Origin of the sequence: Gracilimonas mengyeensis, from assembly GCF_900182705.1 — a bacterium.
Taxonomy (GTDB): Bacteria; Bacteroidota; Rhodothermia; order Balneolales; family Balneolaceae; genus Gracilimonas; species Gracilimonas mengyeensis.
Genome location: NZ_FXTP01000002.1, coordinates 78307 through 102163, shown reverse-complemented (window position 1 = coordinate 102163; position 23857 = coordinate 78307). Strand labels below are relative to the sequence as shown.

The 23857-nt window shown below is 43.5% G+C and carries 13 protein-coding genes; 9 read left to right on the top strand and 4 right to left on the bottom strand.

Annotated features, from left to right (window positions below):
- Nucleotides 1-409: 409 nt before the first annotated feature.
- From FN815_RS02775 to xylA, 8 genes are all read left to right on the top strand, one after another.
- Entirely contained in the window at nt 410-1171 is a 762-nt protein-coding gene (locus FN815_RS02775) for an SDR family NAD(P)-dependent oxidoreductase (protein WP_142453087.1), read from the top strand.
- A gap of 2 nt (nt 1172-1173) precedes the next feature.
- Nucleotides 1174-3348 (top strand): alpha-glucuronidase family glycosyl hydrolase, encoded by a 2175-nt coding sequence (locus FN815_RS02770; RefSeq protein WP_142453086.1) that lies wholly within the window; start codon nt 1174-1176, stop codon nt 3346-3348.
- 100 nt (nt 3349-3448) lie between these two features.
- Nucleotides 3449-4588: an endo-1,4-beta-xylanase gene (locus FN815_RS02765; protein WP_142453085.1), complete on the top strand. Its 1140-nt coding sequence runs from the start codon at nt 3449-3451 to the stop codon at nt 4586-4588.
- Between the two features lie 90 nt (nt 4589-4678).
- Nucleotides 4679-6067, top strand: a complete 1389-nt coding sequence (locus tag FN815_RS02760) for an MFS transporter (protein ID WP_142453084.1) — start codon at nt 4679-4681, stop codon at nt 6065-6067.
- A 165-nt stretch (nt 6068-6232) separates the two neighbouring features.
- Nucleotides 6233-7450, top strand: coding sequence for an endo-1,4-beta-xylanase (locus tag FN815_RS02755; RefSeq protein ID WP_142453083.1), 1218 nt, complete (start codon nt 6233-6235; stop codon nt 7448-7450).
- A 370-nt stretch (nt 7451-7820) separates the two neighbouring features.
- Nucleotides 7821-8846 carry a LacI family DNA-binding transcriptional regulator gene (locus tag FN815_RS02750; RefSeq protein ID WP_142453082.1) on the top strand — a complete coding sequence of 342 codons (1026 nt, stop codon included), beginning with the start codon at nt 7821-7823 and terminating at the stop codon, nt 8844-8846.
- Nucleotides 8847-9143: 297 nt separating this feature from the next.
- Nucleotides 9144-10646 (top strand): xylulokinase, encoded by a 1503-nt coding sequence (locus FN815_RS02745; protein ID WP_142453081.1) that lies wholly within the window; start codon nt 9144-9146, stop codon nt 10644-10646.
- 52 nt (nt 10647-10698) lie between these two features.
- A complete protein-coding gene (xylA, locus tag FN815_RS02740) occupies nt 10699-12027 on the top strand; it encodes a xylose isomerase (protein ID WP_142453080.1) in 1329 nt (442 codons plus the stop codon).
- Nucleotides 12028-12356: 329 nt separating this feature from the next.
- On the opposite strand, the gene FN815_RS02735 is transcribed toward xylA, so the two are convergent.
- The 4 genes from FN815_RS02735 to FN815_RS02720 form a co-directional block, all read right to left on the bottom strand.
- The gene (locus FN815_RS02735) at nt 12357-14687 is read right to left on the bottom strand and encodes a spermidine synthase family protein (protein WP_142453079.1); all 2331 of its coding nucleotides are present in this window, start codon (nt 14685-14687) and stop codon (nt 12357-12359) included.
- Complete coding sequence (locus FN815_RS02730) at nt 14684-16441, bottom strand: peptidylprolyl isomerase (RefSeq protein WP_142453078.1); 1758 nt, start codon at nt 16439-16441, stop codon at nt 14684-14686. The genes FN815_RS02735 and FN815_RS02730 overlap by 4 nt, the downstream gene beginning before the upstream one ends.
- A 148-nt stretch (nt 16442-16589) precedes the next feature.
- A complete protein-coding gene (locus tag FN815_RS02725; protein ID WP_142453077.1) occupies nt 16590-18488 on the bottom strand; it encodes a T9SS type A sorting domain-containing protein in 1899 nt (632 codons plus the stop codon).
- 112 nt (nt 18489-18600) lie between these two features.
- Nucleotides 18601-21624 carry a TonB-dependent receptor gene (locus FN815_RS02720; protein ID WP_142453076.1) on the bottom strand — a complete coding sequence of 1008 codons (3024 nt, stop codon included), beginning with the start codon at nt 21622-21624 and terminating at the stop codon, nt 18601-18603.
- Nucleotides 21625-21983: 359 nt separating this feature from the next.
- On the opposite strand from FN815_RS02720, the gene FN815_RS02715 reads away from it, so the two are divergent.
- Nucleotides 21984-23735: a sodium:solute symporter gene (locus FN815_RS02715; RefSeq protein ID WP_142453075.1), complete on the top strand. Its 1752-nt coding sequence runs from the start codon at nt 21984-21986 to the stop codon at nt 23733-23735.
- Nucleotides 23736-23857: the final 122 nt, after the last annotated feature.

The window sequence follows — 23857 nt, the reverse complement described above, 5'->3', positions numbered from 1 at the left end:
TACAAAGAGTGTTGAGCAAAATTTGCTTTTAATTGCGGTAAATATTGCTCAACTCTTTTTCATTATTTCACTCTTTTAAATATATTGAGCGCAGCAGCCAAACCGTTGGCTCAAACAGCCTTGAGCTGTCTCTGAAACAAGCTCTGTTTTATTTTTTCAAATAAGATATTTGTTCCATTTCAGCTCTTAATTTTAAGTTAACGCTTTACCTTTGCCGGTTATTCAACTGTTCTTCATGTAAACAGGATATTGTCATACTAAAATCTATCCTTGACTGTTGGAGTATTCAGAAACACTTAAAGTATACCATTCCAAAGTACTTATGCGGCAAATACTTTATGCCTTGGCTTAAAATGATGGTCTAAAATTGCGCAAATTTAATCCAAATTTTTAAACTCTTTACTTTTTTATGACTTCTGATCTCTTCAGCCTGCAAAATAAAATAGCCATCGTTACCGGTGGCGGTACAGGACTCGGTTTTGGTATCACCAAAGCTTTTATTGAAGCAGGAGCCACTGTTATTATTACCGGCCGGAGGGAGCATAAACTGGAAGAAGCCGTGGAAAAGCTGGGAAAGAATGCTCACTACATCGTCAACGACGTAACGGAATTTGATACGCTCCCTGGTTTGGTGGGACAAGTGGAGTCAGATTTCGGCCCTATTGATATTTTGGTTAACAATGCCGGAGTCAATATGAAAAAACCACTCACCGAAGTAACCGACGAAGAATTCAATGATATTATTCAGACCAACGTTAATGGTCTTTTCTCACTCACTCGCGAAGTAGCCAAAAAAATGCTTCCCAGAGGCAAAGGTTCCATCATCAACATCACTTCCATGGCAGCCATGTATGGCATCACCGATGTAACCGCCTACACCTCCTCAAAAACTGCGGTATTGGGCATGACCCGCTCACTAGCCGTAGATTTATCCGGCGAAGGCATTCGTGTTAATGCTATTGCTCCGGGATTTATAGACTCACCCATGTTGCGCGAAGCGTTTGACTCTGATCCCGCCCGGGAAAAACGTGTGATGGACCGTACGCCTATGAATAAATTGGGTCAAGCTGACGACATTGCCGCAGCCGCGGTATACCTGGCATCCGATGCCGCTAAATTTGTAACCGGTGTAAACCTGCCTGTAGACGGCGGTAACTCAATAGGATTTTAATTATGACTATCAGAAAAACATTTCTCTCCCTATTCCTGCTTCTATTTATAGCAGCCCCCTTTTCCTTACAAGCTGAAGACGGCTATCGGGCCTGGCTGCGTTATGACAAGATTGATAATGCAGAAGTACTAAAGTCTTACCAAGCCCAGTTTAATCATGTGCTGATCAAGGGAGATTCCCCCACCCTCAAAGCGGCTCAAGAAGAGCTAGAAATAGGTTTAAAAGGCCTAATGGGCACTGAATTCGACTTCACTGCAGGCAGTGTGCAAGGTGGCACACTTTTAATTGGGACAATAAAGGAGCTGTCCGATTTTTCAGAATTAAACCTGAAAACGCTTTTATCCGATTCCGGCCCGGAAGGCTATATCATCCAGCGTCGTGAATTGGACGGAAAGGAAATTACCCTGATAGCGGCTAACACTGATATCGGAGTATTATATGGTGTTTATCACCTTTTACGAATGATGCAAACCCATCAGTACCTGGATGGCGTTTCTGTATCTTCATCCCCAAAAATTGAAAACCGCATTTTGAACCACTGGGATAACCTGAACCGACTGGTTGAACGTGGTTATGCCGGGCTTTCTCTTTGGGACTGGGGGCGCCTTCCCGAATACAAAGATCCCCGCTACACGGATTATGCCCGCCTGAATGCCTCGATGGGTATCAACGGAACCGTACTCAATAATGTAAATGCCGATCCACGTATTTTAAATGAGGATTTTCTCGAAAAAGTAGAAGTGCTCGCTGATATATTTCGTCCGTATGGTATTAAAGTGTATTTATCCGTGAACTTTCAATCCCCCATTGAAGTAGGCGGTCTGGAAACAGCCGATCCTTTAGCTCCGGAAGTTCAGGAATGGTGGAACGAAAAAGCCGCTGATATCTACGAACGTATTCCTGACTTTGGCGGATTTCTGGTAAAAGCCGACTCCGAAGGTCAACCCGGCCCCTTTCAATACAATCGTACCCATGCTGAAGGCGCCAACATGCTGGCTGATGCCGTAGCTCCACAGGATGGCCTCCTGATCTGGAGAGCTTTCGTGTACAGCCCCGAACAAACCGATCGTTTCCGGGAAGCATATGATGAATTTGTACCACAGGATGGCAAGTTCCGGGACAATGTTTTATTGCAAGTTAAAAACGGCCCGATTGATTTCCAGCCCCGGGAACCATTCTCCCCTCTTTTTGGTGCTTTGCCCAACACTAATACTGTTTTAGAACTTCAGATCACACAAGAATATTTTGGCTTTGCCAATCACCTGGCTTACCAGGGCCCGTTATTCACTGAAGCACTTAATCATGACACCTACGCTGAGGGCGAAGGCTCTACCGTTGGCAAAATTGTAGCCAGCGAAGTTTTTGACTACGAGCATACCGGTATTGCAGGAGTTGTGAATCTTGGTACTGACCGTAACTGGACCGGGCATCCCTTTATTCAATCCAGCTGGTACGCCTTTGGTCGCCTGGCCTGGGATTATACCCTGAGTTCTGAAGACATCGCCAAGGAATGGCTTCGGATGACTTTCACCAACAACCCTAAATTTGTAGAACCTATCACTGAGGTGATGCAGGAATCACGCGAAGCCGGAGTGAATTACCGCTCACCGCTTGGTCTTACTCACCTGTATGCACAGGGGCACCACTACGGTCCCGCTCCATGGACCTCTGACCTGCCCCGCCCCGACTGGACGGCTGTTTATTATCACAAAGCGGCAGAAGATGGCATTGGTTTTGATCGTACGGAAACCGGTTCTAACGCCATTGGGCAATACGAAGCTCCTCTTGAAGAAAAATTTAGCGATCCCGAAACTACCCCGGAAGAGTTTTTACTTTGGTTCCACCATCTGCCATGGGATTATGAGATGGATTCCGGCCGAACGCTTTGGGGTGAACTGGTACACAAATATTATCAGGGAGTTGAAACGGTTCGCTGGATGCAGGAGGAATGGGAATCTATTGAAGGCCTTATTGACGAACATCGTTTTGAAGAAGTAAAAGCTCTCTTAGAAATACAGGAGAAGGATGCTGTGATTTGGAGAAACTCCTGCGTACTGTATTTCCAGACGCATTCAAACAAACCCATTCCAGATCAATACGAAAAGCCTGAGCATGACCTTGAGTATTACAAAGAATTGGAAAAGACCCGGTACATCCCGGCACCCAGATATTATTAATCATCAACCAAAAAGAAATTTATTGACCTCGCAGCAATTTGACTGACACAATGTTATCCAAAACCGTTGCAGGTTTATCAAACCACTTAATTAATTAGCTATGCGATTTTCACTTTTACTTTTGGCACTTGGCATTTTGGCTTTTGGGTGCACATCCAACCAACAAAAAGAAGACAGCGCCCCGTCTCTTAAAGAAGTATTTAAAGATGACTTTTACATCGGTGCAGCAGTAAACCCCAGTTTTTTTACCGGTCGAAATAAAGATGGCATTGAATTGGTTAAGAAGCATTTTAATGCGCTAACTGCCGAAAACAGTATGAAGTGGGAGCGCCTGCACCCTGAACCGGGCGTATACGATTTTGAACTGGCTGATGCTTTTATTGAATTTGCGGAAGAAAATGACATGTATACTATTGGGCACACCCTGGTATGGCACAGCCAAACCCCTGACTGGGTATTCAGAGATGAAGACGGAAACCTGTTGGATCGCGAAGCCCTGCTGGATCGTATGCGCGATCACATCCAAACTGTGGTTGGCCGATACAAAGGCAGAGTGGATGGATGGGATGTAGTAAACGAAGCCATTAGTGACAGTGCCGGCACCATGCGGGAGTCTTTATGGTATCAAATTATTGGAGAAGATTATGTAGCTAAAGCTTTTGAGTTTGCGCATGAAGCGGATCCCGAAGCCGAATTGTACTATAATGATTATTCACTCAACGACGCTCCCAAAAGAGAGGGCGTTTATGAGTTGATCAAATCCGTACAAGAGCAGGGGGCACGGGTTACCGGGATCGGCATGCAAGGTCATTATGGCCTGGATTATGCTACCGAAGAACAACTCGAGAACAGCATTACCCGCTTTAGTGAACTGGGCGTGGTAGCCATCACCGAGCTGGATATGGACGTTTTACCTTCAGCCTCTGATTATCGTGGAGCTGATGTTGGGGCAATGTCGGATGCGGAGCTGACCGATGCATTAAACCCTTATACCGAGGGATTGCCAGACTCTGTGGCTCAGCAGCAAGCTGATCAGTATGCCATGTTTTTCCGCATTTTTCTGAAGCATAGTGACAACATTAATCGCGTCACCTTCTGGGGTGTTACCGATGCAGGTTCCTGGAAAAATAACTGGCCCATTCCCGGCCGTACCAATTATCCGTTAATACTTGACCGGGAAGGCAAACCCAAGCCTGCCTTTGATGCTATTGTAAATGAGAAGCAAAAGCAAAATAATTAGGCAAAACCTGAAACCGGCAGACAAAGAGAATCAAAATTAATTTCATTTTTGTGTAAACCAACCAATTGAATAACCCATAATTAGATTTCAATGAAGAAAGAAAGAGCCAAAATTAGCATACTAGAAAAAGTTGGGTACAGTGCAGGAGATGGTGCTTCCAATCTGTTTTTCCAGACCTTCGTAAATTACCTGCTGTTTTTCTATACCGATGTGTTCGGGATCTCTGCAGCCGTTGCAGGTACCATGTTTCTGGTGACGCGTATCTTTGATGCCGTAACCGACCCCATAATGGGATTCATCTCTGATCGTACTCAAACAAAATACGGTAAATTCCGTCCTTACCTGCTTTGGCTTGCAGTTCCTTTTGGTGTGATTGGTTTTTTCATGTTCATCACTCCCGAGTTTAGTGATACCGGAAAAATTGTATATGCGTACGTAACATATACCTTGATGATGGCCGTCTATACTGCTATAAATGTACCATATGCTGCTTTAATGGGTGTAATAACCCCGAATTCTATCGAACGGACGGGTGTCTCCTCTTACCGTTTCGTAGCTGCATATTTAGGCCTTTTAGTGGTAACGGGGTTAACGGAACAATTTGTTGAGTTTTTTGGAAATGGAAATGAACAGATTGGTTGGATGTGGACGATGGGGCTATACGGTGTTGTAGCTACCGGATTGTTCCTTTTCACTTTCTTTACTACAAAAGAACGTGTTCAGCCAAGTAAAGAACAAAAGATTGACCTTTCCACTGACTGGAAAGATTTATTGGCTAATAAACCCTGGGTTTTAATTGCCGGAGCTACCGTATTCCAATTGATGTATGTAGTTATTAAGGGGGGCTCTTCTCCTTATCTTGTTGATTATTATCTGGCAGATCACACTGTATCATTTTTTGAAGCTGTTGGCATAGGCTCCAGTAAATCATCGTTTTTAACAAGTGGTGCTTTGGCAACTTTGGCCGGAGCTGTTCTTACCAAATATATTGCTGCTATTTTTGATAAAAAGAAAACGTACGTATGGTCGCTTGGATTAAGTGCCGGTTTTTGTTTGCCTTTCTTTTTCCTTGATCAATCGCAAGATGAGCTAATCTATATCAGTAACATTATTTCCGGCTTTTTCTTTGGTCCGGTTTCTGTATTACAGTGGGCTATTTACACAGATACTGCCGATTATGGAGAATGGAAATTTGGACGCCGTGCTACCGGATTGATTATGGCGGCCTCCCTTTTTGCTCTCAAGATGGGCGTAGCTATTGGCGGTGCTCTCACGGGCTGGTTACTCGCTTATTTTGATTTCCAGGCCAATCAGGTACAAACCGAAGAATCCTTATTTGGTATCGTATTTTTAGCAGGTGTGATAAGTGCAATTGTTGGTATTTGTGGAGCATTGCTCATGGTATTTTATCCGCTTGACGGTGAAAAAATGGATCAAATTGAAAATGATCTTGAAGCTCGACGTGGCGAACTTGAATAATTTTTGGCAATTATAAATAGTTCAACTTATTAAACCGGTCAGGTCTATAGACATCATTCTTCTAAAGATGAGCTTCTGTAGTCTGACCGTTCTTTTTTCGGTACTTAAGCAAAAAATCACAATGTTCTTCCGCTGTTTCGGGAAGTATACCTAACCCTTTTTAGCATGATCTTTTCCAAATTTAAGAAGACCACTTTAGCTTTTATTTCAGTATTTCTGTTGGGCCTCCTTTTCTTTACCGGCCTCAGCACTACAATACAAGCACAAAATCCAGACACAGAACCTCTGTACAAAGCATATGAAGATGCCTTCCTGATTGGAACGGCACTAAACCGTGCACAGATTCTTGCAGGTGATCCGGTTGCCGCCCATACGGTGGAGCGCTCTGGTGCCCGCGGTTATTTTGTGGAGAAACGGATCATCACCGATCCCAAAGGTTTAGCTGTTGGGCTAAAACACTTCAATGTCATCACCCCGGAAAACGTGATGAAGTGGGAAGAGATTCACCCCGAACCCGGCGTGTATGATTTTGAAGCGGCAGACCGACTGGTTGAATTGGCCCAGGCTCATGGTAAAAAAGTAGTTGCCCACACCCTGGTATGGCATGCACAAACTCCGGATTGGGTGTTCGAAGATGAGGAAGGCAACGAATTAAGCCGCGAAGCTCTGCTGGAACGCATGCGTGATCATATCCATACCATCGTGGGTCGCTATAAAGGCAAAATCTTTGGCTACGATGTGGTAAACGAGGCCTTTAACCGCGACGGCAGTTTCCGGGAATCTAAATGGTTTAATATCATCGGGGAAGACTTCATCCAAAAAGCTTTTGAATTTGCGCATGAAGCCGATCCCAATGCCCAATTGTATTACAACGATTACCACATGGAAGATCCGGAGAAACGCCAAGGAATCCATGAGTATCTTGAAGAGATGATCGAAGCCGGCGTGCCTATTTCCGGTGTAGGTTCTCAAAGTCACTTTAGCATTAACAACCTTCCCCCACTGGATCAAATTGAAAAATCCATCACCGAATTTGCTGATCTTGGAATAGACGTAATGATCACCGAGCTGGATTTAAATGTACTCCCCGCTTCCGTATACCAATATGATGAAGATGACAAAGAGCGCGACATCTACCGGGAGGGCCTGCCCGATTCCGTTCAGCAAAAACTAACGGATGTCTACACGGATCTTTTTGAAATCTACCTGAAACATAGCGACATCTTAACGCGCGTAACCTTGTGGGGTGTTTCGGATGATGGATCCTGGTTAAATTATCTGCCTTTTGAGCAAACCAATTATCCTTTGTTGTTTGACAGAAATAAGGAACCCAAGCCCGCACTGCATGCTCTTATCAGATTAGCTGACAGGAATAGCAACTAACAGATCATTCTCGAATTTTCTTCCAACGGTGTGGTGAAATAATCTTCTCACTCTTAAAGTTTTTAAAACACAATTATGCACTACAGAAATGAACCTTGACTTAGGGTAGAAATTGTTGGAGAAATGATAAAAAACATCTCTGACACCACGCCTAATAACTTGTTACCCAAAAACAAGACTACACAATGTTTAATTGGCAGGGCTTTCTTTATGCGCAAAATTTTGTTTAATTACGTGAATACAAAATGCACCTAAAAAGATACTCTGAGGGGTGGTTATTTGCTAAGTAACCGATTAAAGTATTATTTTGGGTTTCAAATATTTTTCCACATATGTGTGCAAATATTGCGCAGTCTAACATTCCAACTACATGAAAGTAACACTTAAGGACATATCCGAAGCTACCAATTTTTCGGTTTCAACTATATCCAGAGCTATTAGGGGCGAAGGACGCATTTCTGAAAAGAACAGACGAAAAATTTTAGCCTGTGCACACAAACTCGGATACCCCTTACCAACTAACGGCCGAAAGCTCCCTAAAGACCAACCCCCTAATATTGCGCTGATCACTCAATTACACCCTGGAGAATTTTACGCCTCCTTTTTCAATGGCTTTGTGGAAGCCGCTACCACCAAGAAAGTAACGGTCAGCCTTTTTAGTGTTACTCATGATATTGACTCTGTAAGCTCCCTGATAGAGAAGCTGCGAAACCTCGGATATGCAGCGGCTGTTATCTTTGTGCCTGAGCTTAAGGAAGAGCAGTATCTGCACATATTGCATGCAACGCCCAAGGATTTCCCCGTAATCTCCTGTTCCAATATCGATAATTCCGTGCTTGACACCGTTACCTTTGATGCTTACCAAGGTGCATCACTGGTAGCAAAGCATTTGTTTGAGCAAGGGTTTAGAAAACTCGGCATCATTGAAGGTCCGCATGAAATGCCAGAGGCACGATTCAGAACCAATGGGTTTATGGACTTCATTAAACGAAAAGACGATGCCAACCTTTTATGGGACTTTAAAGGGGATTACACCCTACAAGCCGGCATACGCGCCTTTCATGCCTTCCATCAACTGGATGAAAAACCGGATGCCGTATTTGCTGCCAACGATGCCATGGCTTTTGGGTTCATGGAAGCAGCCCGTGAAGCAGGATACACCTTCCCCGATGATGTTGCTTTGGTCGGTTATGATAACCTTCCCATGTGCGAAAACCATTATCCACGCCTGACCTCTGTAGAAACCAATTATACCCGCCTGGCAGAGAATACTATCGATAATTTACTTTCCCGGCTCAAGAAACCTATAGAGCACCAGGGCATCGTAAGTATGGTACCGGTTTCACTAAAAGTGAGACAATCCAGCACCCTTGTGAAAGACAAAGAACTGGCCTGATTTCTAAGTGAGCAAATTTTACGCAAAAAAATCGTTTTTTTGCTCAAATGTGGTTTCTTTTTTTTCTCTATTTAAATATACTATGCCTGTCTTAGCTGTGTTTTTACCAACGTATTAATAATGGTTATAATCGTTATGCCTGGTATTATTTCAGCATGATTGCCTGCCTGACATTTAGGCAAATTTCTGAATAAATATGCACAAATTTGCGTATTAGCAATCAACCTCATTTAAGGTTTGCAGGTAATTGTAACATGGAGTCACTAATTCTCTAATATTTAAATAATAGGTTTTTGAATGTATTTAGGCATTGACCTTGGTAGCTCTTCCATAAAATTAAGCTTGCTGAATCCTGAACACGGCAAAGTAATTGCTTCAGTCACTTATCCGGAAGCAGAAATGAAAATTGATGCACCCAATCCCGGCTGGGCCGAACAAAACCCTGAAACCTGGTGGGGTAATTTTAAAACAGCTCTTCAACTACTTTCAAAGGAACCGGGTATTAACCCGACAGATATTGAAGCCATTGGCATTTCTTACCAGATGCATGGCTTGGTTCTGGTTGACGAAAACCAGGAAGTACTGCGGTCCTCCATCATTTGGTGTGATAGCCGTGCCGTTGACTTGGGACGCAAGGCCTACGAAGAACTCAGCCCCGAGTATTGCCAAAGTCATATGCTGAACTCTCCGGGCAACTTTACCGCTTCCAAATTGGCTTGGGTAAAAGAGAATCAGCCTGAAGTATTTGAGAAGGCGCATAAATTTATGCTGCCCGGTGATTTTATCGCTATGCGGCTAAGTAAACAAATTACTACTACAGAAACCGGTTTATCCGAAGGTGTCTTTTGGGATTTTGAAGAAAAAGAAGTAAACCAGAAGCTGCTTGACTATTACGGACTCTCCAAAGATTTGATTGCAGACACTGTACCTGCTATTGGTGCTGACGTCCAGGTAGATAAAGATATTGCTGATGAGCTTGGACTTAATCCCAAAGCAAAAATCACTTACCGTGCCGGTGATCAACCCAACAACGCATTTTCATTGAATGTACTGGAGCCTGGAGAAGTAGCCTCAACGGCAGGTACTTCCGGTGTTATTTATGCTGTAACTGATCAGAATGCATCAGACAAGAAATCCCGGATCAACACCTTTTTGCACGTAAACAACCAAGTGCAGAAATCCAGAAACGGTATCCTTATTTGTATTAACGGAACCGGAATTTTGTACAGCTGGCTTAAAAAGCTATTGAGTACTTCTAAGCCCGTACTTCCTTATGAGCAGATGAACAGTATGGCCTCTGAAGTTGCACCCGGCGCTGAAGGTGTTTTATTCTTCCCATTTGGAAACGGCGCCGAGCGTGTGTTAGAAAACAAATTCGTTGGCGCCCATTTATTGAATATGGACTTTAACCGCCATTCCTCCTCTCACATCATAAGAGCTGGACTGGAAGGCATTGTATTTGCCATGAATATCGGTTTTGAGATGCTGGATGTTATGAATATTCCATCTGAAACCATACGGGTAGGTCACTCTAACCTGTTTTTGAGTAAGGCATTTCGGGAAATATTTACGAATGTAACCGGAACCACACTCGAATTATATGATACGGACGGAGCTGCTGGAGCAGCTCGTGGAGCTGCGCTTGGTGCCGGCTTTTATAAAAGCCCTGAAGAGGCTTTTGCAAGCCTTGAGCGTATTGATGTTATCGAACCAGATGCAGAACTTGTGAAGCAATATGATGAGCTCTATGCATCATGGAAAGGCAAACTAGAAGAATTCACAGCAGGCACCACTAGCTAATAAGCCACTACTATCTTTTTAAACAATCACTAAATTTTTAATGAGCAATTCTATGAAACCACTGATCGGAGATCGTGAATATTTTAAAAACATCGATAAGGTAGAATTTGAAGGCCCGGATTCTGACAATCCCTTTGCTTTCAAATACTACGATGAGAACCGCAAAATAGCCGGCAAAACCATGAAGGAGCACTTCCGTTTTGCCATCGCTTACTGGCACACGTTCTGCGATACCGGTCAGGATCCTTTTGGTGCCCCCACGCATTCCTATCCCTGGGGAACGGAAAGTGATCCCATCGCTGCAGCTAAAACTAAAATGGATGCTGCTTTTGAATTTTTCACCAAACTTGGAACCCCCTTCTACTGTTTCCACGATGTGGATGTGGTAGACCTGGCAGATTCCATCACTGAAAGTGAAAAACGCTTGCAAACTATGGTTGAATATGCCAAAGAGAAGCAAGAAGCTTCCGGCGTAAAGCTGCTTTGGGGAACCGCCAACCTGTTTGGCCACCCACGTTACATGAATGGAGCTGCCACCAACCCAGACTTTAATGTACTGGCTTACGGTTCCACACAAGTTAAAGCTGCTATCGATGCCACTATCGAGCTGGGCGGTGAGAATTATGTATTTTGGGGCGGACGTGAAGGCTATATGAGCCTGCTGAACACCCAAATGAAACGTGAGCAAGATCACCTGGCTCAATTCCTGAGTGCTGCCCGTGACTACGGACGCAAGAATGGTTTTGAAGGCACCTTCCTGATCGAGCCTAAACCCATGGAGCCTACCAAGCATCAGTATGATTTTGACGCGGCTACTGTGATCGCCTTCCTGAAGAATTACGGCCTTGAAGAAGACTTCAAGCTGAATATTGAAGTGAACCACGCTACCCTGGCTAGCCATACTTTCCAGCATGAGCTGCAAGTAGCTGCCGATGCCGGACTTCTTGGAAGCATTGACGCCAACCGCGGTGATTATCAAAATGGATGGGATACTGACCAGTTCCCTAATAACATTTTTGAGACCGTTGAAGCATTACTGGTTATCCTTGAAGCCGGTGGATTCGAAACTGGCGGGGTAAATTTTGACGCTAAGCGCCGTCGTAACTCCACAGACCTAGAAGACTTATTCCACGCCCACATCGGCGCTATGGACGTATTTGCGCGCAGCCTGATTGTAGCAGACAGCGTACTGAACAACTCTGACTACAAGAAACTGCGTACTGAGCGCTATGCTTCATTCGACTCTGGTAACGGAAAAGCTTTTGAAGAAGGCAAGCTATCGCTGGAAGACCTCCGCAAGATTGCCCTTGAAAATGGCGAACCAGAAATGAAGAGCGGTAAGCAGGAACTATTCGAAAACATCATCAATAACCACATTTAAGGAATTGATGAGTTTTCGTTAGCATTTTTGCTACTCGATATTTAGCAAAAGCCTTCCATATGGAAGGCTTTTTTTTATGCTTGAATATTTCTTTTGATTGAAATCTCAGTTCGGGTTGAAATAATTAGGAAGAAATCAGGAAATCTCTTAGTTCACCCCTACAAAGGCAAGAATCTAATCAATGTGAGTTAACATAACACCTGTCATTGCGAAGGCTTCTGAGACCGAAGGGAGCCAAGCCTGTGGCAATCTCTTAGATAATGCCTCTGAGTGTTTTTAGGAAGATCGCCTATTTTTGAGTCATTCTTATCTCAAATCACAGTAAGCAACTAACCCTCATCACGCTTCAAAAACATCAACAGAAGAACCAACAGATAAAAGCCCAGCCCTATTAGAAAAGCCGGAGTATAGCCAAATATCATAGAAAGCATTACGGCCAAAACTGACCCCAGCACTGACATCGCTCCGTTTACCCCATACATCCAGGGCACGTATTCTTCCATCTCTGCTTTTTCTAGTAACTGTATAAATGACGGAAACAGAATCCCCAAAAGATATCCGAAGGGTAACAACAGTATGAAAGCCGTAGTGGCCCGAACTATCACATCAAAGATCAGCAGCTTTTCCAGCAGATACGGATAGAGCAGGATTACAAATACTCCGGCAATTACTACCAAACCACTTACAACCAATATTCGGGTTTCTATCCTGTCCCTGTATATTTTCTTACCGGTCAAACTGCCCACTCCCATGCCTATCAATAATGAGCTAAGCAAAATAGATAATGAGATCGTAGGAGACCCAAGGTAAAGCACAAGTTTCTGAAATAACGTAATTTCAATCACCATAAACCCAATCCCTATGGCTGTAAACAGTAGCAGCACTTTCTGGATATACCTTTTTTGGGATTTAACCAGCTTTTTGCTGATACTCATAAATGGCAAAGCTATGATGAGTAAACCGGCCGCCAGTATGGCAAAAAACAATTTGTTAAACATCTCCGGAATGCCCGGTTCAATTTTGTAAAAGTAAGGGCTGTCGTCATAAACCGGAGTTACATCGTATTGCTGATTTTCAACTACCGTTTGTAATCCGGAACGGCCAGTTCTTATATCCTGGAGGAAATCATTGACGGTTGTGTTGGGCAACGAGCGCCACTGATCCGGCACATAAGTAACCTGGGGGGCATTTTCCCGGAGCCGGGATAAAGTTTGCATCACACCCTGTAAATCCTGTGTGCTATAGGGTTGTTTTTTAATTACAACTGTGGGTGCGTAATCCGTTTCAAAAATGATCATATGGTTTAGCAACTCATTGGGCTCTACACCCCGTTCACCGAAAGCCGTCATGGCCGTGGCAATAAGCCGTTTTAACTCCCAGGGGTTATGAACCGTGAAAATCATCTGTCCCTCAGGAGTAAGTATATCCATGTAGTCTCTTATGGCTTCAACCGTAAGCAAAAAGTTCTCACTCAAGGCGTAATTGTCAATGCTTTGCAGTTGCTGGGTTGAAGGCAGGGCCATCACAAGCACATCAAACAGTTGGGGCTTCTGCTTTACGTATTGCCGCCCCTCGCCTACTAAGATCTCTACATTGGGAAAATCGGTATAAATGCCACCATTAAATGCACGCTGATCTTTTACGATCTCAACAAAATCAGGATTAATTTCAACGCCTGTAATTTGTCGTACACCGGTTACCAGCCCGCCAAGTACTTCCTTACCCCCACCCGGCCCAATCACCAGCATATTGTCCTTTTCCTCCGGTTTAAGCAACACATAGGGTATAAAACTGGACGACTCCAACAGCAAATTCGAAAGCACCGGATCTTGCTCGCTCAAGTTTCCATTAAAACGCAGCATTTGGGTCCCAGCCGCACCATCCACAAACAAATGTCGAACTACATTTTGGTGGCTGTACTCGACGAGGTCGGCCCGGCCGTATACACTCCATCTACTGTCTGTGATAATGGATTGGGTAAATTGATCGGGATAGGTATGATGGAAATCTTTTTCGGGAAAATCACCAATGGGGATACGATCCATAAAGGTGTTATGACCACTAAAGATGATCCACCCCCCACCTGCAATAGCAAGCACAAAAAGGCCCGTTACAGCGGCCTTAGGCCACTTACTGCCCACCAAACTTAAAGCAGAACAAATAATAAGGGCCGCCAATAGCAGTACACCATTGACCGGACCTAAAGCTGAAATAGCCAATATAGCTGCTACCGAACCTATGGCTGCACCGGCCAGATCTGCGGCATACACTGTGAAACTCTCTGCGGCGTAGGTTTCGAATACCTTGGCATAAAACAAGCCGGCCAGAAAAAATGGAATCACCAATAAAAAGAAGTATACCAAATGATTGGTGATAAAAGAGAAGGAAGTGACCGCCACAATAAAAACGCCCAATGAGCCGGCGAGACCAAGCTGTATATTTCTAAGAACGGGAATCAATTTGTCCTTGTCGCTGGTATTTAACCGGTAGTAGGCAAAAATACTACCGCAGGAAAGCCCAAGAATGGCCAGCGACAAAATCATGAACGCGTAATCATTTACAAAAATGACCGATGATATTCGCGTAGCTATTATCTCAAAACAAAGAACCACCGCTGAAACCAGAAATAGATTTAATGAAATAAGTCGGATGTTCTTCATTGAATAACTTCTTCAATTTTCTGTTCCAGGATGTCCTGATAAATATTTGCAGGATATTTTTGGGACAGATTCTCTCGAACCTGTTTGCTTATTTCTCCCCTTTTAAACTCTCTGAACTGCTTGGCTATGTCCTTGATCTCAGAAAAGTCCCGAACCCGGGCTTCCTGCCTGAAGGAGTTTTTAACCACTGCATATTTGGTTTCCGTGTCATCTTCACTGTAACTCACCGGACCTTCTACCTCACCTTCTTTCAAATCAAAAGCCACCTCACCCAGATACGGTTTTTCATCACTGAGATGAGCCTCTATTTCCCCCTGCTTATTGATGATAAAAGTTTTGACCTGATACCGGCGGTTTGCTGCCTGTTCAAAAGATTGTCCTGCATTGATTTTCTGCATCATTTCTTCTGCTTCAGCTTCCGTACCAAAGGGCTTTACATACAAAATAGATTTGGCAAACTGATAAAGAAGCGAGTCCTTGTGAGCTTCATAGAAAGATCGTAAAGCTTCATCGGTTGGTTCCGGTATCTGCTCGGTTATATGGCGGCGGGTATACATCCGCTCATAATGAAAGCGAAGAATACTGGTGGCATTCTCTGTTAGAATTTCAGAATCCGCGCCCGCTTTTTTTGACTGTTCAAGAATGAGTTCCGTCCGCACCGCATCATCAATGAACTTTTTAAGATCTTCTTTGGAGATGTTTTCTTCCTTTCCAGGTATAAGAATAGTATTAAGTAGCTGCAGGTATTTCTGATAATCAACCGAACCATTTTCGTGAGTTACAATGGTTTTGTTATTACCGGAAGCAATGGCCTCGGACAGCACTTGTTTGTAAGCTCCTCCATAGAACCCCTCTTGCTTACCCCACTCAGTGAGTTCATCTAATGCTAATTCATTCCATTCAAAACTATCCGCATTAATTATATTGTTTTTAAGCTCAGTGTACTCTTCCAGCGCCCGGTCCAGGTATAACTCTCTCAGGTTTTTTCGAATCTGGTTTTCCACCTCAACCAGCGGGGGCTTTTCGGTTTTGCCTACATCTGTCACATTAATAATATGAAAGGCCCTGCGGTTCTCGAGTGCCCGCAAATCTCCCTCACTCATGTTGTAAATTGTTTGGTACATCGGGCTCTGGGCTACATTTTTCCAGCTGATAGGCGGCATATATCCGGCATTCTCTAGCGAAGGTTGATGCTGCGAATACCGTTCAACATATGTGCCAAAGTCTTCCCCTACCATCAGTTCCGAAACAATAAGGTTTACCGTATCACGGATAGCACTTAACTGCCCCTCAACCGGCTCTGCAGGCTTGTTAATTACAATTTGCCGATACTCTACTTTGCGTCCCATCGATTCATAGTAGTCCTCAATCGACTCTTCGTTGATATAACGAGACAGAAATTCATCCTCAAAATACCGGGCCCTTATTTCCTCATTCACCGACCGTTGAATAGGCTCCATCAACTCTTCATCGGTATACATCTGGGTATTTATAAACTCTGCTTCCTTTCGGCGTTTAACAATTAATTCCTCAAGGGCCTCTTTGTAGCCTTTCTGTTTATCATTGGGATAACGCAGGTGGTATAAATAGCTGTCGTAATAGTTATGAAGATCTGCAAAAGTTATATCACCAATGTTTTCTACCTCTGCAATTACATCATATGCTCTGCCATCCTCTTGGTTGCTGCAACTGTACATAAATAAGAGAGCCACACCAACAAGAAATGAAATCGATAGAAATCTTTTAGTATGCATAAATATCTTTAGATTAAATGAATTCTACAGCGTAATGATAGCTTTTTTACTACCCATTTTGGAATTTTTCACTATATAAAAAACCCCGGTCCCGAATAATCGGAGCCGGGGTTGTAACTATTCAATTACACAAATATTGAATATTCGATTACTTAATCAACGTCATTTTTTTGCTGATAGTAATATTACTGCTGGTTAGGCGGTAAATGTACATACCACTTGAAAGGTTGCTGGCGTCGAAAGTTACAGAACTTTCACCGGCAGCAAAGCGCTTATTGTTCACGAGAGTTGCTACTTCGCGACCGAGCATATCATACACTTTCAGCGAAACTTCTTGCGCTTGTGGCAAGTTGAAACTGATTTGTGTAGTTGGGTTGAACGGGTTTGGATAGTTTTGATCCAACTTAATGGAATTAGGTACATCCAGGCTTCCTCGCTCGTTGCTTACCCCAATTTCTGCACCTGTTTCAAGAGCAGTTCTCAGCGTTGCATAGTGAGCATCGTAATTAGCTTCGAAAGAAGCTTTTGCATCTGGGAACCAGTTCAGGTCACCAAGTGGCTGTCCGTCAGTACTACCCATTAAGTAAGCAGCATTGCTGTAAGAAAGGTCAGCATACACAGGGTAGTCAGAATAAATCACGTTTTCTTCATACGGATTTTCTGGACTTCTCCAGTGTGGCATGTAAGAATCAGGAGTAGAGGCTGCAGAAACACTCCAGTCAATAAGGTCTTGGAGAATCTCATCCCCCATAAGTCCGGCATCATCTGTAAACTCAGGTGCACCAGCTTCAATCCATGGACCTTCATTCAGGTATGGCCACATTTCATCGTTATCAAACATGGCTTGCGTTCTGGAGTTCATGGTCATGGCTTGTGATACCCACTCTGCATTTGGATCAATACAGTCTGATTCAGCTTCGTCAGCCGGGCATTCTACGCCATTATTGTTCAGCGTTTGAGGTATTTCATACACACGATCATTCCAGTAGATACCATTGTGACTAACCAGTACTTTTCTGTCATCGGGACCAAACTCAGATGGCTCCATGTCATAGTTTTCACGGATCCAGGTAGAGTCAATACCTAAACGTTCTTGTCCGTCCACATCTACATATCGCAGCGTGTCAACGTTAATCAAACCATGTGGCAGATAATCCTGATCAAATTCAGCAGCATCAAGACCAGTGATGTAAGCCTGCACATTGGCATTCACAAACAGGTTGTTTGTTACTATATAGTCGTTTTGGTGTCCCCATGTACCCAGTACCTGACCGGAAATATTTACAAAGGTATTATGGTTGAAAGTAACTTGATTGATAGGATAGCCACGCATCTTGTAGGTAGTACCGGCCCCCATAACGTGGGTTGTGTTTTCAACATGAATGGTTTGTGTGTTGTTACTTACGTTGTCATACACACCACCATTGCGGCGACAGGTATAACCCGTCATATTGGGGAAGTAACTGTTTTTGATAATCAGTTCAGTTCCTGCATAATCGTTAGACTGCGCAAAAACCCACTGTGTAGTTTCCATGATTACGTTATCCAGTGTAAGCGTATTATTAGCAGAAGCAGCATAGAAGAATGTCCATCCGATAGTTCCCTCGCTATGTGTAGGAGTCATTGCTACATTCTTAAGGGTAGCATCGTTTTGGAACTGGAATAAGTCACCTTCATTGCTTTCGCTTTCACTTAGAAAGATACCGGAGATAACGGCTGGGTAGCCATCATCAATAGTTCCTTGAACAACACTTCCCTCGCCTTCACCAACAATCTCAACAGCTCGGTCGGTAGGGGTAAAAAGGTCTTCAAGAAGTGGGTACCATCCGTTTCTTTGCAGTAAATACACTCGTCCTTCAGGCACATCAACAGAGTCGGCTGAAACCACATTTACCAGTGAGTTCGGGTTGTTACCCATGCCAACAAAGTCTTTTACCACAAGGGTATCGCCTCTGACTTCGTCTACGTATTCGTCATAAGGGGCCTGTGCATAGGCACTTGCCATCCCTACAACGCACATAATTAGTAGTAGCGTTAGTTTCTTCATATGGAATTCTCCTATTTGTTAGTGTTACGCTTGGTTATTTAGTGGTAATAATGCAAGTATGGTTAGTTATCCACCGGCATTACATTGGTAAAACTCTTCAACAACAAGTTTTTTAATAACTGTATCTTATACCGATCTGAAATCGTCTCGGGTTATAAGATGTTCTTCTGAGGTTTCGAAGAATATCCCCGTCGTCCTCTCTTCTAAATTTCTGATAATCTTTTGTGGGCAAGTGGCCAATATTTAAGCCATTCAAGAACAAGCTTAAACCATCAACAGGCAGCTGCTGGCGAATAGTCACATCCCATCCATAAATATTTCCGGTGAAGGCATCCAGTTCAGGGCGCGTAGCTACGTTAGTAATTACATCACCCTGCATACGGAAAGAAACACGTCCTGAAAAGCCTTTGTAGTCGGCACCAAGTGCTGCGTTAATAATGTGATCTCCCTGTTGAATCAACCGGGCAGAACGCACTGTATCAATGGCGGTTACTTCTACACTACATCTGGGATCACAAACGGTTTCATTTTCATAGATCGTTTGGTCGTAATCCATCTCAGAGAATACCCGGGTATAGTTCACATTCAATACCAACAAGTTCAATGGTTTGGGCAGATACCAGAAGTGAGTTTGCCAGTCCAACTCAAATCCACGCAGGTAAGCAGGGTTAGAGTTATTGAAATAAGTAGTGATATTACCCTTGGAAGCTGGTTCCTGGTAATTAATTCGTTCAATTTCAGAAGGACTCGGATATACGATGCTTTCATCCAGATTTTCATAAAAACGAGTTTCCTGGATAAACATGTTCTCAATCTTCTTATAAAAAGCACCTACCGTAAACAATCCTACTTTATTGGTATAGAACGAGAGATAAGCATCATAGTTAAATGACTCGGAAGGCTTCAGATTTGGGTTACCGGTACTACCTATACTTGGACTTTCATAATAGATATTAGGTACAATCGCTGAGTAGTCAGGACGTGAGATAGTTTCTGTATAAGCTAAGCGCAAGTCCATCCAGTCGGTAATTTTATACCGCAACTGCAGGTTCGGGAAAAAGTGACCAACAGAACGGTCAGCGGTGGTCAATGAATCTGCAACGGATTGTACTTCCGGAGTGTCATACTCCTCATTAGGAATGCGGGAAGTCCCATCCTGTGCCTGTTGCAGTAATACCATGTTGGCGTCGTACTCAGAACGCAGGTTCTCGTAACGAACACCACCTAAAATCTCGATCTTATTACCGATACTGAAATCAAACATTCCGTAACCGGCAGACAAAGTTTCTTTACCGGTGTAATCGTCAATCTCGGAATCTGCTTTATGGACACCCCAGGCAGGACTAGCCAGACGAATATATTTATCCATCAAATCAGTATCCATCACATCATCCATTACATAGTTTCCGCCAAGGAAATCGGCCCCACGATCGTCTCCATAATCGTAATCTTTGAAATCAGCAAATTGCGGGGCCACTGTCGGATCGATTCCTTGCTCACGCATCCACTCTTCAGCAAGACGGTTAGACTGTAAGGGATTTTCCGTGATACGGGATGTGGTGCGCTGAAGATCATTTTCACGCTCAGTCACTTTATACATACCACCGGTTTTAAACTCACCAGAAATACTCTCAGAAAAAGTTACCGGGATTGTCACATTTAGCTGGCCCGATGTAATAGTCTCATTGAAAGCCTGATCACGGGTTGCACCATTTTGCCAGAAAGAAGCTGTTTCAGTGTAAGCAGGATTTAATTCCAGATCATATACATCCTGTGGAGTCATTTGCAGGCGTCGTTCCCTGCTAAAATTACCGGGATAAGGCACTTCTGTACTATTTACAAAAGCAAAACCGTAATCTTCTCCGTATCTCAAATCAGTATCTTTTTCACTGTAAGCACGCGAAATACCGTAATCAATCTCAAATACATCGAAGTCGTGCTCACCCTGTAGGGCATTTACCAAAAGATGCTTGCTGTGAATATCTCTACGAATTTGAAGCTGGCGACGTACGGGACTAAACTGCATTACATCGCGGTGCTCAGTAAAGTCATTCTCGGTGTAAGCATAGGTGTTTTGTAATGCAAGCTTACCATTAGGTAGTTTGTAATCCAAAATTAAGCTTCCGCCCCTCTGGTCGGTAATTCGCACCTGGTCACCAAAAGAGAAACTTTCCATACCATACTTCGCTTCACCGTAGGGGGGAGGCTCAGGGGTGTCTGAGATCAAAGTAAAATTAGCTTGTGAATAATCCTGTCCGGCATTTTCTCTTCTGGCGTTAACCTGGAAAAAAGCCCCAAGTTTATCGTCAAAAAACCGGTTACTAACACTTCCCCAAACCTGGTAGTTATCCTTGGTATCATCTTGCGTATTGTAGCCTCCCTGAGCCATAACATCAAAATGAAAATCTTCCGGCGCTTCCTGCAATCTCAGGTTGATAACACCACCAATGGAGTTGGCATCCATATCTGGCGTAACTGCTTTTGTAACTTCAATACCAGAGAGCATGTTTGAAGAAATAAAACCAAGATTGGTAGAACGGTCGTTTAAATCGGTTGATGGCAACTGAACACCATTTACCATAATCGTATTCATTTTAGCCTGAATACCGCGAACTACCACTTTATCGCCTTCCTGCAACGAAACACCTGGCAAACGACTCAAAGCCGTAGCAGCACTTTCATCAGGCAGCTCACGGATTTTCTCCGCAGATACCACATTTTTAATTTGACGTGCACTAATCTGCTCATTGATGGCCCGTTTTTGACCTTCGGCCTGAGAACTAATAACAATTTCTTCTCCCTCTACCGTGGTTGGGCTCAGCTCAAAATCAAGCTCCAGTGTTTCCCCGTCTTCAATTTGTACTACTTCTTGTACCTGATCATAGCCAATGTAACTCACGATCACCGTTTGCTGGCCAGCAGGAACCCGACGTATCACAAAGTTACCATCAATATCAGAAGCCGACCCCAAGCTTGTACCCTGAATCATTACGTTCACCCCAATCAGGGCTTCCTGATTAACAGCATCAGTCACAGTTCCTTCAATTCTCCCATAGCCATCATCTTGTGCAAAAAGAGCAGTGCTTTGGATCAATAATAGTACCAGTCCGGCTGTAAATAATTTTAATTTTACCATGTCCAATTATTCCGTTTGTCGGTTGTTTAATACGATTTTCAATAAAAGCGCTTACAGCACCACATCTAATATAGAAAATGGAATGAATAGATGAAAAACTTTTTGAGCAATTTTTTTTAAATATTTGAGCAAGTTTTGCTCATGTGCGGGCTTTTAATTAGTGTATTAAATACACTTGTAAAATATTTGAATTCATATAATGCTTTGATTTTATCCTAAAAACAGATTATTTAGCGTTTAAATAATCAAACTTGAAATTTCTCTCTAAAAGCAGCCTGGCATAGTCTTTACAGACTGCAATAAATTGACCTTTTTATGGAGAATTTTTTACCTAACCTTCATTATAATCTATAAAACATATGGGAACTCTTGCTATTCTTGATTGGGTATTTATTGCCCTCTACTTTGCGATCATTGCCGCCCTGGCCTGGTGGGTGATTAAGCAAAAAACAGACACACCTGATGATTATTTTCTTGCCGGCAGACATTTAGGGTGGCTCATTGTTGGAACCTCCATTTTCGCCTCTAACATTGGCTCAGAGCACTTGGTAGGCCTTGCTGGCTCAGGAGCCACTGACGGGGTTGCGATGGCTCATTATGAACTTCACGCATGGTGTTTGCTGGTTTTAGGATGGGTGATGCTCCCTTTCTTTATTAGATCTAAAGTATTCACCATGCCTGAATTCCTGGAAAAGCGCTTCTCGCCTTTGGCACGAACCGTGCTATCCGGCATTTCATTGATCGCATATGTGCTTACTAAAATTGCGGTAGGTATTTTTGCCGGTGGTATTGTATTCAGCGTACTGCTTCCGGAACTTTCTTTTTGGGGTATGAACAGCTTTTGGATCGGTTCAATACTCGTTATTCTATTTACCGGCATATATACTGTATTAGGCGGCCTTCGGGCTGTGGCATACACAGAAGCACTACAAACCCTTGTGCTATTGTTCGGGTCTGTTTTGGTTCTTTATTATGGACTGCAAGCCATAGGCGGCTGGGAAAGCTTATATCAAATTGCCGGCCCTGAAATGTTTGACCTTTGGAAACCCATGGTACCCGAAGGCATGGACAGCACCTGGGCACCTGTGATGGAAGAAGGGCGCATGGCATGGTACTTCAATACCAACTACCCATGGTTTGGAATGCTATTTGCCGCCCCCATCGTGGGTTTATGGTACTGGACTACCGACCAATATATCGTACAGCGTGCTTTAGGAGCTCCTAATGAAAAAGAAGGTCGCCGAGGAACTATCGCTGCTGCATTCCTGAAATTATTGCCTGTTTTCATTTTTATCATTCCAGGTATCATTGCCTTTGCTCTCGCTAAATCAGGACAAATGCAGGTGTTGCAACAAGAGCTTATCAATGAGCAAGGTGGGGTAATTACTCAAAATGCCCAGGCTGCATTTCCACTCATGGTTGCTCATATTCTTCCTGTGGGTCTAAGAGGTGTTGTGGTGGCTGGTCTATTGGCGGCCCTGATGAGTTCACTGGCTGGCGTTTTTAATGCCTCCTCAACACTATTCACCATGGATTTCTATCAAAAATTTAAGCCAGAATCTTCTGAAGAGCATTTGGTATGGATGGGACGTCTTGCAACAGTGGTCATGGTTATTATCGGACTTTTATGGATTCCGGTCATTCAAGGAAGCCGAGGTCTTTATGACTACCTCCAGGGAGTACAGTCATACTTAGCCCCTCCAATCTTTGTGGTATTCTTCTTGGGGATTTTCAATAAACGGCTAAATAAACAGGGCGCACTTTCTGCTCTCTTTGTGGGTTTTGCCCTGGGGATATTCAGGCTCGCCATTGATACGCCAGTAGCTTTAATTGAAGGGTTTAGCTACCCTAAAGGTTCTTTCCTTTGGATTGTCAATAACATTTTCTTCCAATACTATAGCTTGATCATATTTGTGGTTTCTATAGCCGTAATGTTCATAGTAAGTTACCTTACCGCCCCTCCTTCTTATGATAAGATAGCCGGACTTACCTACGGAACACTCAGTGATGAGGACAGACGTAAATCACGTGAAAGTTATACCTGGGTGGACACCTCCTTGTCTGTTTTACTGGTACTTATTATCGGATTTATATACTTGTATTTCTCATAATACAAAGGCTATATCAATCAAGCTTAAAGGGCACAATTCTCTGTGCCCTTTTTTATTTGGGTTTATCTGCATCCTCACTTTCCGCCTGTTAAATTAACGTCAGTTGGAGATAAGAACGGCAC